This is a genomic window from Pseudomonas neuropathica (assembly GCF_051174785.1).
Classification (GTDB): Bacteria; Pseudomonadota; Gammaproteobacteria; order Pseudomonadales; family Pseudomonadaceae; genus Aquipseudomonas; species Aquipseudomonas neuropathica_A.
Genome location: NZ_CP195111.1, coordinates 1,582,696 through 1,599,217 on the forward strand (window position 1 = coordinate 1,582,696; position 16,522 = coordinate 1,599,217).

18 protein-coding genes are annotated in these 16,522 nt (G+C 58.8%); 4 read left to right on the forward strand and 14 right to left on the reverse strand.

The annotated features are described in order from the left end of the window. The first annotated feature begins 103 nt into the window (after positions 1 to 103). Positions 104 to 1,294, forward strand: a complete 1,191-nt coding sequence (locus ACRRSD_RS07095; RefSeq protein WP_038364408.1) for an osmoprotectant NAGGN system M42 family peptidase — start codon at positions 104 to 106, stop codon at positions 1,292 to 1,294. A 179-nt stretch (positions 1,295 to 1,473) separates the two neighbouring features. Further along, positions 1,474 to 1,701 (forward strand): YheU family protein, encoded by a 228-nt coding sequence (locus tag ACRRSD_RS07100; RefSeq protein WP_003199186.1) that lies wholly within the window; start codon positions 1,474 to 1,476, stop codon positions 1,699 to 1,701. Between the two features lie 5 nt (positions 1,702 to 1,706). On the opposite strand, the gene csrA is transcribed toward ACRRSD_RS07100, so the two are convergent. The 3 genes from csrA to ACRRSD_RS07115 form a co-directional block, all read right to left on the reverse strand. Continuing rightward, positions 1,707 to 1,892 (reverse strand): carbon storage regulator CsrA, encoded by a 186-nt coding sequence (gene csrA, locus ACRRSD_RS07105; protein WP_095120541.1) that lies wholly within the window; start codon positions 1,890 to 1,892, stop codon positions 1,707 to 1,709. 133 nt (positions 1,893 to 2,025) lie between these two features. Then, positions 2,026 to 2,358: a YnfA family protein gene (locus ACRRSD_RS07110; RefSeq protein ID WP_008088571.1), complete on the reverse strand. Its 333-nt coding sequence runs from the start codon at positions 2,356 to 2,358 to the stop codon at positions 2,026 to 2,028. Between the two features lie 63 nt (positions 2,359 to 2,421). Next, positions 2,422 to 3,237: an SDR family oxidoreductase gene (locus tag ACRRSD_RS07115; protein ID WP_077574042.1), complete on the reverse strand. Its 816-nt coding sequence runs from the start codon at positions 3,235 to 3,237 to the stop codon at positions 2,422 to 2,424. A gap of 323 nt (positions 3,238 to 3,560) precedes the next feature. On the opposite strand from ACRRSD_RS07115, the gene ACRRSD_RS07120 reads away from it, so the two are divergent. Then, positions 3,561 to 3,719 (forward strand): DUF3309 family protein, encoded by a 159-nt coding sequence (locus ACRRSD_RS07120; RefSeq protein ID WP_169432680.1) that lies wholly within the window; start codon positions 3,561 to 3,563, stop codon positions 3,717 to 3,719. 74 nt (positions 3,720 to 3,793) lie between these two features. Here the strand turns inward: ACRRSD_RS07120 and ACRRSD_RS07125 are convergent, their stop codons facing one another. The 10 genes from ACRRSD_RS07125 to ACRRSD_RS07170 form a co-directional block, all read right to left on the reverse strand. Then, on the reverse strand, positions 3,794 to 5,887 hold the full coding sequence (locus tag ACRRSD_RS07125) for an LTA synthase family protein (RefSeq protein WP_435037631.1): 2,094 nt from the start codon (positions 5,885 to 5,887) through the stop codon (positions 3,794 to 3,796). 301 nt (positions 5,888 to 6,188) lie between these two features. After that, a complete protein-coding gene (locus ACRRSD_RS07130) occupies positions 6,189 to 6,794 on the reverse strand; it encodes an START domain-containing protein (RefSeq protein ID WP_122597194.1) in 606 nt (201 codons plus the stop codon). Between the two features lie 41 nt (positions 6,795 to 6,835). Further along, the gene (locus ACRRSD_RS07135; RefSeq protein WP_435037632.1) at positions 6,836 to 7,090 is read right to left on the reverse strand and encodes a YkgJ family cysteine cluster protein; all 255 of its coding nucleotides are present in this window, start codon (positions 7,088 to 7,090) and stop codon (positions 6,836 to 6,838) included. Between the two features lie 166 nt (positions 7,091 to 7,256). Continuing rightward, positions 7,257 to 7,727, reverse strand: a complete 471-nt coding sequence (locus ACRRSD_RS07140) for a translation initiation factor 2 (protein WP_435037633.1) — start codon at positions 7,725 to 7,727, stop codon at positions 7,257 to 7,259. Between the two features lie 78 nt (positions 7,728 to 7,805). Continuing rightward, positions 7,806 to 9,245 (reverse strand): PLP-dependent aminotransferase family protein, encoded by a 1,440-nt coding sequence (locus ACRRSD_RS07145; RefSeq protein ID WP_016985994.1) that lies wholly within the window; start codon positions 9,243 to 9,245, stop codon positions 7,806 to 7,808. 202 nt (positions 9,246 to 9,447) lie between these two features. Beyond that, the gene (locus ACRRSD_RS07150) at positions 9,448 to 10,260 is read right to left on the reverse strand and encodes an OmpA family protein (RefSeq protein ID WP_435037634.1); all 813 of its coding nucleotides are present in this window, start codon (positions 10,258 to 10,260) and stop codon (positions 9,448 to 9,450) included. Beyond that, positions 10,257 to 10,613: a DUF4398 domain-containing protein gene (locus tag ACRRSD_RS07155; protein ID WP_435037635.1), complete on the reverse strand. Its 357-nt coding sequence runs from the start codon at positions 10,611 to 10,613 to the stop codon at positions 10,257 to 10,259. Before ACRRSD_RS07155 ends, ACRRSD_RS07150 begins: the two co-directional genes overlap by 4 nt. 9 nt (positions 10,614 to 10,622) lie before the next feature. Beyond that, positions 10,623 to 11,444, reverse strand: a complete 822-nt coding sequence (locus ACRRSD_RS07160; protein ID WP_435037636.1) for a substrate-binding periplasmic protein — start codon at positions 11,442 to 11,444, stop codon at positions 10,623 to 10,625. A gap of 80 nt (positions 11,445 to 11,524) precedes the next feature. After that, positions 11,525 to 12,454: an electron transfer flavoprotein subunit alpha/FixB family protein gene (locus ACRRSD_RS07165; protein ID WP_034155324.1), complete on the reverse strand. Its 930-nt coding sequence runs from the start codon at positions 12,452 to 12,454 to the stop codon at positions 11,525 to 11,527. Positions 12,455 to 12,456: 2 nt separating this feature from the next. Beyond that, positions 12,457 to 13,206 carry an electron transfer flavoprotein subunit beta/FixA family protein gene (locus ACRRSD_RS07170; protein ID WP_007908338.1) on the reverse strand — a complete coding sequence of 250 codons (750 nt, stop codon included), beginning with the start codon at positions 13,204 to 13,206 and terminating at the stop codon, positions 12,457 to 12,459. Positions 13,207 to 13,758: 552 nt separating this feature from the next. Here ACRRSD_RS07170 and ACRRSD_RS07175 point away from each other — a divergent pair. Further along, positions 13,759 to 15,423, forward strand: a complete 1,665-nt coding sequence (locus ACRRSD_RS07175; protein ID WP_064120345.1) for an electron transfer flavoprotein-ubiquinone oxidoreductase — start codon at positions 13,759 to 13,761, stop codon at positions 15,421 to 15,423. Positions 15,424 to 15,606: 183 nt separating this feature from the next. Here the strand turns inward: ACRRSD_RS07175 and ACRRSD_RS07180 are convergent, their stop codons facing one another. Then, positions 15,607 to 16,497 carry an AraC family transcriptional regulator gene (locus ACRRSD_RS07180; RefSeq protein WP_034155325.1) on the reverse strand — a complete coding sequence of 297 codons (891 nt, stop codon included), beginning with the start codon at positions 16,495 to 16,497 and terminating at the stop codon, positions 15,607 to 15,609. Positions 16,498 to 16,522: the final 25 nt, after the last annotated feature.

Below are 16,522 nucleotides of genomic sequence, written 5' to 3' on the forward strand. Positions count from 1 at the left end.
GCGACGGTGCGACGATTCGACCTGCTCGCGAAGAGGCTCTTAAATCCACCACCCATTTTCCCTCATCGAAACCATCGGTGTGCTCAACCCATCAGGAGTTTCCATGACCACCCAAATCCCCGAACCGGATCTCAACTACCTGCAAAAAGTCCTGCTGGAGATGCTCGCCATTCCCAGCCCTACCGGGTTCACCGACACCATCGTGCGTTACGTCGCCGAGCGTCTGGAAGAACTCGGCATTCCCTTCGAAATGACCCGGCGCGGCACCATCCGGGCCACGCTCAAAGGCAAGAAGAACAGCCCCGACCGTGCGGTTTCCGCGCACCTGGATACGATCGGCGCCGCCGTTCGTGCGATCAAAGACAACGGGCGCCTGACCCTCGCCCCGGTCGGCTGCTGGTCGAGCCGTTTTGCCGAGGGCAGCCGCGTCAGTCTGTTTACCGACAACGGAGTGATTCGCGGCAGTGTGTTACCACTGATGGCTTCCGGGCACGCGTTCAACACCGCCGTGGACGAGATGCCGATCAGTTGGGATCACGTCGAACTACGCCTGGATGCCTACTGCGCGACCAAGGCTGACTGCGATTCGCTGGGCATCAGCGTCGGTGACGTGGTGGCGTTCGATCCGCTGCCGGAATTCACCGAAAGCGGCCACATCAGCGCCCGTCATCTGGATGACAAGGCCGGGGTTGCGGCGCTGCTGGCGTCACTCAAAGCCATTGTCGACAGCGGTCAGGAACTGATGATCGACTGCCATCCGCTGTTCACCATCACCGAAGAAACCGGCAGCGGCGCGGCGGCGGCATTGCCGTGGGACGTCAGCGAATTCGTCGGTATCGACATCGCCCCCGTTGCGCCGGGGCAGCACTCCAGCGAACACGCGGTGAGTGTGGCGATGCAGGATTCCGGCGGGCCGTATGACTATCATCTGTCGCGGCACTTGCTGAAACTGGCCAGCGAGAACGAATTGCCGGTGCGCCGCGATCTGTTTCGCTATTACTTCAGCGATGCGCACTCGGCGGTGACGGCGGGCCACGATATCCGCACGGCCCTGCTCGCTTTTGGTTGTGATGCGACCCATGGTTATGAGCGTACGCACATCGATAGTCTGGCGGCACTGAGTCGTTTGCTTGGCGCTTACATTTTGAGCCCGCCAGTGTTCGCCAGCGATGCGGCTCCGGCCAATGCCTCGCTGGATCGCTTCAGTCATCAGATTGAACATGACACGCAGATGGAAAGCGATACGCGGGTGCCATCGGTAGACAGCCTGGTGGGGCAGCGTTCCGATAGTTGATGTGACCTTTAGGCCGCCTTCGCGAGCAAGTCGAATCGTCGCACCGTCGCTCCCACATTGGGAAATGCGTTCCATGTGGGAGCGAGCTTGCTCGCGAAGAGGCCGGCTCAGGCAACACAAAACTGGCAGGCAAACCGCAATCGCCGTAGCATCCCGCCATTGATTCAGCCGAGGTGCCCATGCTCATTCCCCACGACCAACTTGAAGTCGACACCCTCACCCGCCTCATCGAAGATTTCGTCACCCGTGACGGCACCGACAATGGCGATGACACGCCGCTGGAAACCCGCGTGCTGCGCGTGCGACAGGCACTGACCAAAGGCCAGGCGCTGATCGTCTTCGACCCCGAGAGCGAGCAATGCCAATTGATGCTCAAGCACGACGTGCCCAAGCATCTGTTCGATTGAATGCTTCAGCGCAGCTTTTCGGTGGCCTGCTTGCGCTTGATCCGGTCATAGACCTCCGCGCGGTGCACGTTGACCTTCTGTGGCGCCTCGACGCCGAAACGCACGCTGGAACCGTTCACTGACAGAACGCGCAAGGTGATGTCATCACCGATTGAAATCAACTCACCAACGACACGGCTGAGTACAAGCATGAGATTCGTCCTTCAGGGTTAGCGAACCCTGAAGATGCGCGGCTTGCCGTGGCTCTACAATGCGCGCCGAGCAAATCAGTTTTGCCTTACACCCCTTCTCGCCTGGAGCTGTCAGACGATTCCCACAAAACCATCAGGCCGCAGAAAACCGCGGCCCGAACAGAATCACGCTGGCGCCGATCACGCACAACGCCACACCGATCCAGTCCGAACCCAACGGACGCACCCGCTCGACCACCATCAGCCAGCCAATCGAAGCGACGATGTAGATCCCGCCATAAGCGGCGTAGGCCCGACCGGCATAGTTGGCTTCAACACGGGTCAACAACAGTGCGAACAGGGTCAAGCTGAGCAGCGCAGGAATCACCCACAAGGCACTTTTGCCCTGACGCAGCCACATGAAGAAGGCAAAACAACCGGCGATTTCAAACAGCGCCGCGAGGAAAAACCACAAGTAATTGAGCATTGACGCGTCTCGACAGGGTGACCATTGCGGCCACCCTAACGACGCCGTCTTCAACGGGCAAGGTCAGCCGTTGTTCTGTTTGGCTTTGGCGCGCATTTTTTCCGCCATGGAGGTCATTTCGTTGTAGAGCAGTTGCGGGTTCTTCTGCTTGATCGCCCAGGCCATGCGCCCTTGTTCATGGGGCAGGATCATGAATTCGCCGGCCGCTACTTGCTGATAAATGTAATCGGCAATATCCGCCGCGGTAATCGGCGAGCTTTCCAGCAACTTGCCCACCTGCGCTTTCATCGCCGGCGTCGGGCCACGGAAAGAGTCGAGCAGATTGGTCTGGAAGAATGACGGACAAACCACATGCACGCCGACTTCCTGCTGCGCCAGTTCAATCAACAGGCTTTCCGATAGTGCTACCACGCCGGCCTTGGCCACGTTGTAGTTGCTCATCGCCGGGCCTTGCATCAATGCGGCCATGGAGGCGATGTTGATGATCTTGCCTTTGCTTTGCTCGAGCAGCGGCAGGAACGCCTTGCAGCCCTTGACCACGCCCATCAGGTTGATCGCGATCTGCCAGTCCCAGTCTTCCAGCGACAGCTCGCTGAAGAAACCGCCCGAGGCAACACCGGCGTTGTTGACGATGATGTCGATGCCACCGAGCTTCTCTTCGCAGGCCTGAGCGAACGCAGTGAGCTGGCTGTAATCACGCACATCGCAGCGCTGAACAAAACCGTCACCGCCCGCCTCGCGGACCATTTTCAAGGTTTCCTGCAGACCGGGTTCGCTGACATCGGACAAGGCCAGTTGCCAGCCTTCACGCGCCCAGCGCAGCGCGATTTCGCGACCCAGGCCCGAGCCCGCACCAGTGATCATCATGCGATTTTGCATAGCACACAGCCTTGTTGTTCCGGGGAAGATGCGCGGAGTGTAGCGAAGGATCGGCGCGCGCCCACGCTCCATCAAGTTGCTGAATGCAAGATCAAAAGATCGCAGCCTTTGGCAGCTCCAACTTGGATTCGTGTAGGAGCTGTCGAGTGAAACGAGGCTGCGATCTTTTCGCTGCAAAGGAAATAAGCGAGCAATCCAAATACATTAAAAAAACATTGAATTTTCTTTCATGCGCACCAGTCGGAATTTGTAAGCCGTCTGGAATTACTTAGTCTCCAGTCGCCCTTGAATACCAAGACTTCTCGAACACTATCAACAAGGAAATCGACATGGGCACAATTCTAATCATTATCCTGATCCTGTTGCTGATCGGTGGTCTGCCGGTCTTCCCGCACTCCAGAAGTTGGGGTTACGGTCCTTCGGGCATTATCGGCGTGGTGTTGGTGGTGCTGTTGGTCCTGCTGTTACTCGGTCGGATATAACGATTCAAGCGTAAAAAAAGAGGCCCTGTTCAGGGCCTCTTTTTTATTGCGCGGATTTTATTGTCGGCTAGCGATCAATCCGGCTTGCCGTGAACGACGCCCGCGGTGTTATCCATCAGGCTTTTGGTCGCCGTTTGCAGGAACGCTTCCAGCTTGAGTTTCAACTCGGCGGTGCGCGGTGCATTCGGAACGACTTCGGCGTGCGGGTTGGCACCCAACTGGTACTGCCACATCTTCGGCCCCATGTCCTTGTCTCTCGGCAACACCAGGATCTGGTCGGCCGTGACGATGGCGGTGGTCTGCTCACTGCCCGACGGTTTGATCACACCGAAACCGGTGTCGCCTTCCGGCAGGTTGAGCAAGTCGCGGCCCCAGCACTGATGACGCACTTCGCCACCGAGACGGCCCATGATGGTCGGCACGATGTCGATCTGCGTACCCACAGTGTGGTCACGGGTACCGAATTTCTCCTGGATGCCCGGCGCAATCATCAGCATCGGCACGTTGAAGCGGCCCAGGTCCATTTCGGTAATCTGGCGCTCGTTGCCGAAACCGTGGTCGCCAACGATGACGAACAGGGTTTCCTTGAAGTACGGCTCTTTGCGTGCCTTCTCGAAGAACTGACCCAGCGCCCAGTCGGAGTAGCGCATGGCGGTCAAGTGTTCGTTGAGGCTGCCACGATCGGTCACGCGCTCGACCGGCAATGGCGTCGGCAAGGCGTACGGCGTGTGGTTGGACAGGGTTTGCAGCAACGCATAGAACGGCTTGCCGTTTTCCCGCGCCTTGAGCTCCTGCAGACCACGGTCGAACATGTCCTGGTCGGACACACCCCAGGTCGGATCGGAGAACACCGGGTTGACGAAGTCGTTACGGCCAACGAAGTTGGTCATGCCCTGGTTGCTGAAGAAGCCCGACTGGTTGTCCCAGGCGAAGTCGCCGTTGTAGACGTACACGTCGTCATAGTCACGGGCGCTGAGCACCTGCGGCAGGCCGGACAACTTGTGGCTGCCTTCCGGGGTCTGCATCAGGTATTCGAAACCTGGCAGGTTGGGGAAGCAGGCCATGGTCGCGAACATGCCCTGGTGGGTGTGCGTACCGTTGGAGAAGAAGCGGTCGAACAGCAGGCCTTCCTTCGACAGTTTGTCCAGGTATGGCGTGATGTTGCCTGGCGCGCCCAATGCACCGACCGAGTGACCGGCCATGCTTTCCATCAGGATCACCACGACGTTCTTGATCGGCAGGGTCTTGTCGGCCGGCGGCGTGTAATCACGGCGCACGGCGGCAATATCGGCATCGACCAGTTTTTCGTCTGGCATCAGCAGCATGTCGCGCACGATTTTCTGCGCTTGTTCTTGCGGCAACGTCGCTTTCCAGATGTTGTCGCGATCCTCGCCCATGCGCGACTTGGCGGCCTCGATCAGCGACAGCGTGGCGTTGAGGCCAAGCTGGTTGGCGAAGTTGGAATCGGTGGTGTACACGTCACCCCAGCGCATCGGCGGGCCTTGACGCAGGGTGCCACGAGCGGCAACCACGCAGATCAGCAGGCAGACCACGAACACCGCCAGACGGGTGTACCACGGCGCGACCTGACGGCTGCTGACGCTGCCGCCGCTGAAAGGCCCGCGCGGACGGGTGGCACGGTCAGCGCCCTTGAACGCCAGGGTCAGGATGACAGTGCCGATGACCCACGCCAGCAGGTAGCGCACCACCGGGAAACCGTACCAGAGCATGCTCATCACGGTTTTCGGGTCTTCCTTCACGTACTGGAACACCAGACCGTTGAGGCGCTGGTGGAACTCGCGGTAGAAGTCCATCTCCATCAGGCCGAGGAACAGCGCGATGCTCGAAGCGATGGTCAGCCACAGACGGAAGAAACCGCGCGCAGCCATGGCGCGGGCACTGAACAGTGCCAGCACCAGCGGAATGCACAGGTAAACCACCAGGCGCAGGTCGAAGCGCAGGCCGTTGGCGAAGGCTTCGAGGAAGGTCGAAGCCGGGGTGTCGAGGATCATCTCGCGGTTGTAGACCAGCAGCGCGAGGCGCAGCACGGAAAACATCACCATCATGACCAGTGCACAAAGCAGCGTGTAGGCCAGATGCGATTTGACGGTCGGTTGCAGCAGGCGAGCAGAAGATCGCTGCTGATTCAGGGCGTCCGGGTTTGCCATGTCGTTTTAGGACCCATTGGAAGTTGAAGTTGCAAAAAATACAGCGGCGCCATGCCCTCTATTGGTCATTCCCGACCCCGGGGCTTGCGCAGTGCGCAAATGTTGCACGATCACCCGCACCATTGCCATTGATTACTGCCCCGCCGCCAGACACTTTCATTTACAGCAGCGGGCAAACAGCGCGGGAGAATTGTCGGGAACACTTTGTGAAAATTTCGTGCAACGCATATCTGGAAACACAATATAGATACAAAACAAAACGCCCCGAATCGGTCGGGGCGCTTCTCTGAATGCCGGCCGATTACTTCTCGGCGCGCTCTTTCAAAGCTTTGAGGGTGTTGAACGGCGCATCGACGACAAACTTGTTGGCAACCATTGCCGGCACGCTGCCACCTGGTTCGGTGTGCACTTGATAAGTGACTTCAACCTGGTCGCCCTTCGGTACGAACTTCCAGAAGCCTTTGACCTGCTGCACGCGGACAAAGCCTTTTTCTTCAGGAACGTACGTCGGCAGACCTTTGAGGTTGCGGGTCAGGCTGCCGTCGGCGCCTTCGACGGTGGTGACTTCGATCACCGAGTCACGCGGAGTTACCGGCCAAGGCGTATTGAACTGGCTATAGGTCCAGCTCTTGTCGCCTTCGTGCTTGAGCAGTTTCTGGGTCTTGCACTCGTGAATCCAGGCGCAGGCGCCAGCGACGTCTTCCTGCAGTGCGCGCAGTTTGGCGACGGTGGTTTTCATCAGTGCGACGCCCTGATAGGACTTGTAGTCCGAACCCGGCACTTCACTCAGGGAAACCTTGATGCCGTCCTCGTTCTTGGCGACTTTCCAGTCTTCAGCCTGAGCGACGGACGTGGCCAGCACAGCGGTCAAACCACACAACACAGCGATACGATGCAGCGAACCCATAGTCTTATTCCTTATTGTTGAAGTTCCGTTCGTTTGACACATCACGCCGCCGTCATTTGCTCCCACCAGCCGATCAACCTGATCGCTTCTTCCGAGCTGCTGCCACAGACTTCGACATCAGCCGAGAAGCCGGAACAGACTGCCGGGCGCTCCGGGCGGCCGAAAATGCTGCACAGGTTTTCGACCGAGAGCTGCACGCAACGTTCGCCGGCGGGTTTGCCATCAGGCATGCCGGGAATCGGCGAGCTGATGGAAGGGGCAATGCAGCAAGCGCCACAGCCTTCACGGCATTTCATGACGAACAATTCCTCGCGACGGGCGATGTGTAAAAGAGACACGGAACAGAGTAACCGCTAAAACGGCTGTTTCAAATTGCCTGAACCGGGGTTTTTAGCGATAACTCAATGTGACTGACCAGTCTCCGACAAAGCGTCTGGTCTGCGGGTCACAGATGGCTTGGTTTTACTGTTTGAATTCGAAATCCAGCGCCGCGCCTTCGACTTCGCGACGTTCTTCGTTGCGCAGTTGCAACTGCATTTCGTTGCTGAGCAAGCGGCCGTTGAGCTGGAATCCGTTGTTTTTCTCGCCAAACATCTGCGGCAGGATCGGCTCGCGCTTGGGCATTTCAACCGTGCCCTGGGGCTTCAATTCCTCGACCATGTCCTTGGGCAGGCTCAAATCGAGTTTGGCCGACGGCAACTTGGTTTTTACCACTTCACTGGCGGGTTTCGATTTCGAGGCGACTGGCTTGCGCTTCTTGATGACTTTCTGCTGGGCTTTCTTGGCGGGAACGGCCTTCTGCGCAACCGTGGCTTTTTTCGCGGGACTCGTCGCAGCCGGTTTTTCCTGAACGGCAGCGGCCACGACGACAGGCGCATGCCCGATTATCAGCAAACCCAGCAAAACCCAACCAGCAGCAAAAATCGCTTTCATGGACCCAACGACACTAACGGCAGAGGGCCATATGCTCGCTTGTTGAACGCCACAAGACAAGCATCACCCACCGCCCGTTCAGAATCCGCCAGCTGTTTCCTGACACAGTTGAGTCGCCAACAGACCCAGCGTCATCAACGCCCGCTCCGCCTCGCGATTCCACGGAATCCCGCAATTCAGGCGGATACAGTGGTTGAACTGCTCGGTATTGCTGAAGATCAGCCCCGGCGCGATGCTGATGCCCTGCTGCAACGCACGCACATGCAATTCTTGTGTATTGACCCTGCCCGGCAGACTCACCCAAAGGATGAAACCGCCCGTGGGCCGGGTCATTTGCGTGCCTTCGGGGAAGTACTGCTGCACCGCCAACTGAAAGGCGCTGAGGTTTTTCCGGTATTCCTGGCGGATGTACCGTAAATGCCGGTCATAACCGCCGTTTTCCAGATAGGCGGCAATCGCCATTTGCGTCACGCTGCACGCCGAATGCGTACTGAAGGTCTGCAAGCGCTGGATTTCCTGCTGATACTTGCCAGCGATCATCCAGCCGATGCGCACACCGGGTGACAAGGTCTTGGAAAAACTTGAGCAGTAGATCACCCGATCCAATCGGTCATAAGCCTTGAGCGCTTTGGTTTTGCCTTGCTCGAACATCAGTTCGCCATAGATATCATCTTCGACAATCTGAATATCGAAATCCGAAGCCAGCCGCAGCAACTGCTTCTGCCGCTCTTCGGGCATGGTGCCGCCCAGCGGATTGCTCAGGCGCGTGGTCAGCACCAGCGCTTTGATCGACCATTGGTTGGCCGCCAGTTGCAGGGCTTCGAGGCTCATGCCGGTGGCGGGATCACTAGGAATTTCGATGACCTTCAAGCCGAGCAGATCGGCCAGTTGCAGCAGGCCGTAATACGTCGGCGACTCAGCGGCGATCAGATCGCCCGGGCGGGTCAGTACGCGCAACGACATCTGCAGGGCATCGACGCAACCGTGGGTGATCACCACTTCTGACGGATCGACCACCACGCCAGCATCGCGCATGCGGATCGCCACCTGGCGGCGCAGCGGTTCAAAACCGGGGCTGAACATGTAGCTGAAGGCGCGCGGGCTATGGAAACGGGTGACTTTGGCCAATTGCTGATGCAGTGCGCGCACCGGCAGGTAATCGACACTCGGCACGGCGGCACCGAGCGGGAACACGCCTTCACGGCGCGATTCGACCAGAACCTGTTGAATGATGCTGCTGCGCGTGACCAGACCCGGTCGCTCGACCCGGGCAATGTCCGGCGTCGGCGCAGTCAGCGCAGGCGTCTGGTGTACGTAATAACCAGACTGCGGACGTGCGCGGATCAAGCCCTGATCTTCGAGATTGGCGTAGGCCTGCAACACCGTCGCATGGCTGACGTTGAGCTGCGAACTCATCTTGCGCACCGAAGGCACGCGCTCCCCCGGTTGATAGACACCACGGCGGATGTCTTCGGCCAGTTGCTGAGCAATACGTTGATAGAGCAAGAGATTGGTCATGACGCAGCACTCGATTTCACGGGCATTTTATTCTTGTGTGAAACAATACCGGAACAGTTTAGAAGTGTACTGGGACAGTTACCACATTACTCGACCATACAGTGCGGTGTCTGCCCCTGACTGTACTGATTTGCGAGCCATTCGACAGATGTAAAAAAGCCCGGCACTGCATGACAGCCCGGGCTTTCCAGAGACGCAACCCTTAACGGGCGGCGCCGAGCTGGCCTTTTTCGTCGGAGAAGACTATTTCCACGCGACGGTTCTGTGCTCGCCCGCGCTCGGAAGCGTTGGCGTCCACCGGGTATTCGTCGCCGTAGCCTTCGACCTGAATGCGTTTGTCGTCGATGCCCAGGTCCATCAGCACGTCCGCGACCGATTGCGCGCGGTCACGAGACAGCTTGAGGTTTTCCTGTTTGCCGCCGGTGCTGTCGGTGTAGCCCTCGATGCGCACCACGCGTTTCGGGTTCAGTTGCAGGAACTGCACAATCTTCAGTACCACGCGATTGGCCGAGTTTTTCAGCTCTGCTTCACCGGTGTCGAACAGCACATCGCCGAGGGTCATCACCAGACCGCGATCAGTCTGCGTGGTGGCCAGTGCGACGATCTGCTCTTCGAGCCATTTACCCTGCTGCTGCACGCTCAGCAATTTCGACTCACGCAGGGCCAGTTGCAGACGCTGACGTTCCAGTTCGAGCTTGGCCGCACGCTCTTCGTTAAGTACCTGATTGGTATGCTCGCGGGCGATCTCGCTGTAGCGCTGGCTCAGGTAGGCGTAATGCACCACGTCCGAACCGCTGCCCCAGTAGGTCGACAGGCGATCGGCACGGGCCAGCGACTCACCGGCGCGGATCACATCTTTCGGTGCGATGCGCAGCACGTTGGAGTCTTCCTTGACCTTCTGGAAGTCGGCGCTGGCTTCTTGCAGCGCGGATTCGCTGTGTTGACCGGCGCAGCCATACAGGCTGGCGCAACCGGCGAGAATCAGACCGCCGAGGACTTTTGACTTGAGGCTCATCGGGCATCTCCCAGTTGCTTGCGCAGTCGGACAATGCGGGTATTGAGCACATTCACCTGCTCTTCACTTTTTTGCGTCAGCACTTTGGCTTCGGCCAGACGTGCATCGAGTTCCGCCTGCTCGGAGCGCATGCGCGCATTCCGGTAGGACTCGTCAGCCATGTTGCCTTTGGCGCGGTTGTATTTGGTTTCGGCCAGTTTCATTTCCGGCACTTCGTCGGCAGTAGCGCCAACAGCCTTGGCCTGGGAGATGGCTTGCTCGGTCAGGCGCATTTGTTCGATGGGTGCCGGATCGGTTGCGCAACCGGCCAGAGCCAGAACGGCCACAGCCGCGAAAAGAGGTCGAATACTCACTAAGAATCCCTACTGTTTTGGGGCACTGACAGGTTGTTGCGGCTGTTGCTGCTGCGCCTTCCAGCGCTCGATGTTGCGTTGCAGCGCGGCTTCCGTCAGTCCGGACGCGGGCAATTCTGTCATCTTTTTGGCTAGCTGTCCGCGCAACCACGGATCGTTGCACGCCGAGTTGTGGGAAACCGCGAGGAACAGGCCCGGGCGGTCGATCGGTTGTTCGAAGGCCAGCAGGTCATTGGCCATGCCCAATGCCTGCGCGGCGGCCATGCCCGAGTAGCGCCCGGCGAGTACGTATTCCACTTCGCCGAGGAGCAATTTCTGCAGGGCCTGGGTCAGGTTGGCTGTCTTGGTCAGGGTCAGATTCTGCTCGGCGAAAGTGCCGAATGCCTGGGTGATTCGAGACTTTTCCGACAGCGCACCCGCGTGGCCGTGCAGGTCTTTGGCTTCGCTGTAGACCAGGGTCGAGCCTTTGCGCGTCCACACCAGGTAGTCGTTTTCCAACAGCGGCGGATGGATGTAGTCGAGGTTTTCCAGCTCGGTGAAGGTCAGCGGCGCATCCGCCAGCATGTCCATGCGTCCGCTGCGCACTTCGTCGAGGGCTTGCGAACGTTTGCCGGCGTACAGCAACTCGACTTTGATGCCGAGATCCTTGGCGACTTGTTGCAACAGGTCGGCGCTGGCACCGATCAACTGTTTCGGATTCTGCGGGTCCTGCCACAGATACGGCGGTGCATCCGGGCTACCGGTCACGACGAGGCGCTCGCACTTGCCAGCGGCCATGGCCAAACCGGGCAACAAAGCCAATCCCAACAACCATCCGCAGCGCAGATCCATGGCAAAAAGCTCCCACTCAAATCCGAGACAAAAAAAAGCCCGACCAAAAGGTCGGGCTCTTTATAAGTGAAGCCGCTGGATTAGACCAGCTTCTCCAGCTCAGGGACTGCTTCGAACAGATCCGCCACGAGACCGTAATCGGCCACCTGGAAGATCGGCGCTTCTTCGTCCTTGTTGATCGCAACGATCACTTTGGAGTCTTTCATACCGGCCAGGTGCTGGATCGCGCCGGAGATACCGACGGCGATGTACAGCTGTGGCGCAACGATCTTGCCAGTCTGACCGACCTGCATGTCGTTCGGTACGAAACCTGCGTCGACGGCGGCGCGCGAAGCACCCACCGCAGCGCCCAGCTTGTCGGCCAGAGCGTACAGGTGTTTGAAGTTGTCGCCGTTCTGCATGCCGCGGCCGCCGGAAACGACGATCTTGGCAGCGGTCAGTTCCGGACGGTCGGATTTGGCCAGTTCTTCGCCTACGAAGCTCGAAGTGCCGGCGTTGTGCGCAGCAGCAACTGCTTCAACAGCAGCCGAACCACCTTCAGCAGCAACCGGGTCGAAACCGGTGGCACGCACGGTGATCACTTTGATCGCAGCGGTCGACTGAACGGTAGCGATGGCGTTACCGGCGTAGATCGGACGCTTGAAGGTGTCAGCGCTTTCTACCGAGATGATCTCGGAGATCTGGTCAACGTCCAGCTGCGCAGCAACGCGCGGCAGGATGTTTTTGCCGTTGGAGGTAGCGGCAGCCAGGATGTGGCTGTAACCAGCGCCCAGCTCGGCTACTAGCGGAGCAACGTTTTCCGGCAGCTGATGCGCGTAAGCGGCGTTGTCAGCGTTGAGGACTTTGCTCACACCAGCGATTTTCGCCGCGGCTTCAGCCACGGCGCCAGCGCCTTGGCCAGCAACCAGAACGTGGATGTCGCCGCCGATTTTGGCAGCAGCAGCCACGGTGTTCAGTGTGGCCGGGGCCAGCACTTTGTTGTCGTGTTCAGCGATTACCAAGATAGTCATTTTTAGATTACCTTCGCTTCGTTTTTCAGTTTCTCGACCAGTTCAGCCACCGACTTGACCTTGATGCCTGCGCTGCGTGCAGCCGGCGCTTCGACTTTCAGGGTCTTGTTGGTGGAGGCGGTGGAAACGCCCAAAGCGTCCGGAGTCAGCACTTCAAGAGGCTTCTTCTTGGCTTTCATGATGTTTGGCAGGGACGCGTAGCGCGGCTCGTTCAAACGCAGGTCGGTGGTGACGATTGCCGGCAGTTTCAGCGAAACAGTCTGCGCCCCGCCGTCGATTTCGCGGGTCACGGCAACGCTGTCGCCGGAGACTTCGACTTTCGAGGCGAACGTGCCCTGACCGTAGCCGCTCAGTGCAGCGAGCATCTGGCCGGTCTGGTTGTTGTCGCTGTCGATGGCCTGCTTGCCGAGGATCACCAGCTGCGGCTGTTCCTTGTCGACCACAGCCTTGAGCAGCTTGGCCACGGCGAGCGAGGTCAGATCTTCAGCGGATTCGACGAGGATGGCACGGTCGGCACCCAGAGCCAGTGCGGTACGCAGCTGCTCCTGAGCGGTGGTCGGGCCGATGGAGACGACGACGATTTCAGTCGCAACACCTTTCTCTTTCAGGCGTACGGCTTCTTCCACTGCGATTTCGCAGAACGGGTTCATCGACATCTTGACGTTGGCGAGATCGACGCCGGAATTGTCCGCCTTGACGCGAACCTTGACGTTGTAATCCACAACGCGTTTGACAGCTACAAGAACCTTCATGGATTCCTCGTTACTCTCCGGTGAAAAGAAAGTCGCCTAGGCGAACCTGGCGGTTGATGCTCATCAGGCTAAAAGGGCACCTCTAAAAACGCCGACCGGGGTGCGAAGTGATTCCACGATGTGAAGGGGGGTGCGACCGTTCGTCAGTGGTGACCGACAAGTCATTGATCCTCACGCTGTGTAAACTGCGCGCCAGACTGCGCTGCGCATCACTCTCAACCGCCTGTGCCCTGTCTTTAGACGTGCTCTTGAAACCGCCAGTCTGCCTACGACGAGCGCAAAACCGCCCGTATCTTGACCGGAACGCCTATTCCGGTCAATACAGCAAAATGACCATTCATAAGCCGCGCTTCTTTGATTTCTCTGGGCTGGAGCCGATTCAAACAAACGTTTGTATTGGACGCTCGGAGTGGTGTAGATATAATGCGCCGCCTAGAGAGAAAGGTCTGTTCTCCAATATTCCCCTTGACGTTAACGTAAAGGAATAGCGGATGCGACATCAAACCTCCAAATTAGAAAAAAAACTGTTGAGCCTTGAGTAGGAGATAGCCTGTGGAACGCGAATACATGGAATTCGACGTGGTCATCGTCGGTGCCGGCCCCGCTGGCCTGTCCGCCGCCTGCCGTCTGAAGCAGAAGGCCGCCGAAGCCGGTAAGGAAATCAGCGTCTGCGTGGTCGAAAAAGGCTCCGAAGTCGGCGCACACATCCTGTCCGGTGCCGTGTTCGAACCACGCGCTCTGAACGAGTTGTTCCCGGACTGGAAAGAACTCGGCGCACCGCTGAACACACCAGTGACCCGCGACGATATTTTCGTGCTGAAAAACGCCGACAGCGCGCAGAAGATTCCTGACTTCTTTGTGCCCAAGACCATGCACAACGAAGGCAACTACATTATTTCCCTCGGCAACCTGTGCCGCTGGCTCGCCCAGCAGGCCGAGAACCTTGGCGTCGAAATCTACCCGGGCTTCGCCGCTCAGGAAGCGCTGATCGACGAGCAAGGCGTGGTGCGCGGGATCATCACCGGTGATCTGGGCGTCGACCGCGAAGGCAATCCGAAAGAAGGCCTGTACACCCCGGGCATGGAATTGCGTGGCAAGTACACGTTGTTCGCCGAAGGCTGCCGTGGCCACATCGGCAAGCAACTGATCAAGCGCTACAACCTCGACAGCGATGCCGACGCTCAGCACTACGGCATCGGCCTGAAAGAAATCTGGGAAATCGACCCGGCCAAACATCAACCGGGCCTGGTGGTGCACACCGCCGGTTGGCCGCTGGACATCATGGGCACCGAAAACACCGGCGGCTCGTTCCTCTATCACCTGGAAAACAACCAGGTGGTAGTCGGTCTGATCGTCGATCTTTCCTACAGCAACACTTACCTGTCGCCGTTCGACGAGTTCCAGCGCCTCAAGCATCACCCGGTGCTGGCGCAGTACCTGGAAGGCGGCAAGCGCATCAGCTACGGCGCTCGCGCCATCTGCAAGGGTGGCCTGAACTCGCTGCCGAAAATGGTCTTCAAGGGCGGCGCACTGATCGGTTGCGACCTCGGCACCCTGAACTTCGCCAAGATCAAAGGCAGCCACACCGCGATGAAGTCCGGCATGCTCGCCGCTGAGTCGGTGGCTGACGCACTGTTCGCGGAAAAGGACGGCACTGAAGAGCTGACCACTTATGTGGACGCTTTCAAGAAGAGCTGGCTCTACGACGAACTGTTCGCCAGCCGCAACTTCGGCCCGGCAATCCACAAGTTCGGCGCCATCGTCGGTGGTGGCTTCAACTGGCTGGATCAGAACATCTTCGGCGGCAAACTGCCGTTCACCCTGCATGACACCAAGCCGGACTACGCTTGCCTCAAGCTCGCGGCCGACTGCAAGAAGATCGATTATCCGAAGCCGGACGGCAAACTGAGCTTCGACAAACTGAGCTCGGTATTCATCTCCGGCACCAACCACGAGGAAGAACAGCCTTGCCACCTGAAGCTGACCGACCCGAGCATTCCGATCAGCAAGAACCTGCCGCTGTACGACGAGCCGGCGCAGCGCTACTGCCCGGCCGGCGTGTACGAAGTGATCACCAAGGAAGATGGCGAGAAGCGCTTCCAGATCAACGCCCAGAACTGCGTGCACTGCAAGACCTGTGATATCAAGGACCCTTCGCAGAACATCACCTGGGTCACGCCGGAAGGCGCTGGCGGCCCGACTTATCCGAATATGTAAGTCGAACCGCTGAACAACGAGGCTCCCGCATCGGGGGCCTTTTTGTTGCCCACGATTCCTCTGACACCACAAAACAACTGTGGGAGCGAGCCTGCTCGCGAAAGCGGTGTGTCATTAACAATGATGTCGACTGATACACCGCCTTCGCGAGCAGGCTCGCTCCCACACGGGATTATCGTCGAATCAGGCAGCGCGCTCGTCACCCGGGCTGCGCTCAAAGTAGCGTTTGTACTCACGGCTGAACTGCGACGTACTCTGATACCCCACCCGATGCGCCACCTGCGCCACACCCAAGCCTTCGGCGACCAGCAACGTCTGCGCCTTCAACAAGCGCAAACGCTTCAAATACTGCACCGGCGACAACAGCGTGCTGCGTTTGAAATGCTCATGAAAGGTCGACACGCTCATGTTCGCGCAACCGGCCAGGGTCTCGACATTCAACGGCTCGGTGTAATGCGCGTGCAGATGACTGATCGACGCCGCCACCCGCGCAAATTGTCCCTGCTGCTCCACCAACGCGCGCAGCACATCCGCCTGCGGTCCACGTAGCGCCACGAACAACAACTCACGCACCCGCGCCGGCCCGAGAATCTGGCATTCCAGTGGATCGTGCAGGCAACTGAGCAAACGCTCGACACAGCCACGCATGGCATCGTCAAGCACCACCGAGGTCATCGACTCCGGTGTCTGCGCTGGAATATGCCGCCCCGGCGCCAGCCCCATGGCCAGCACCAACTCACCGAGCAACACCCGATCAATCGCCACCGACACCCCGAGCAATGGCGCATCCGGCAAGGCAAATGTCTCGCACTCGAACGGCACCGGCAGCGCCTGAATCAGATAATGCCCGGCGCCATACTCCATGGTGCGTGGCCCGAGAAACGCCAGTTTGCTGCCCTGGGCGATGATCATCAGGCTCGGCTCGTAAATGTGCGGGCCACGGGCGACGTCGCAACTGGCGCGCAACACTTGCACACCGGGCAACCCGGTCGGCGAGTAACCATCGCGCAGCGCCAGCGGTTCGATCAGCGAAACCAGGCGCGCATTGGCATCAAGATGACGGGTCAATTGCATCGTATTGTTCTTCACAAAAAATCAC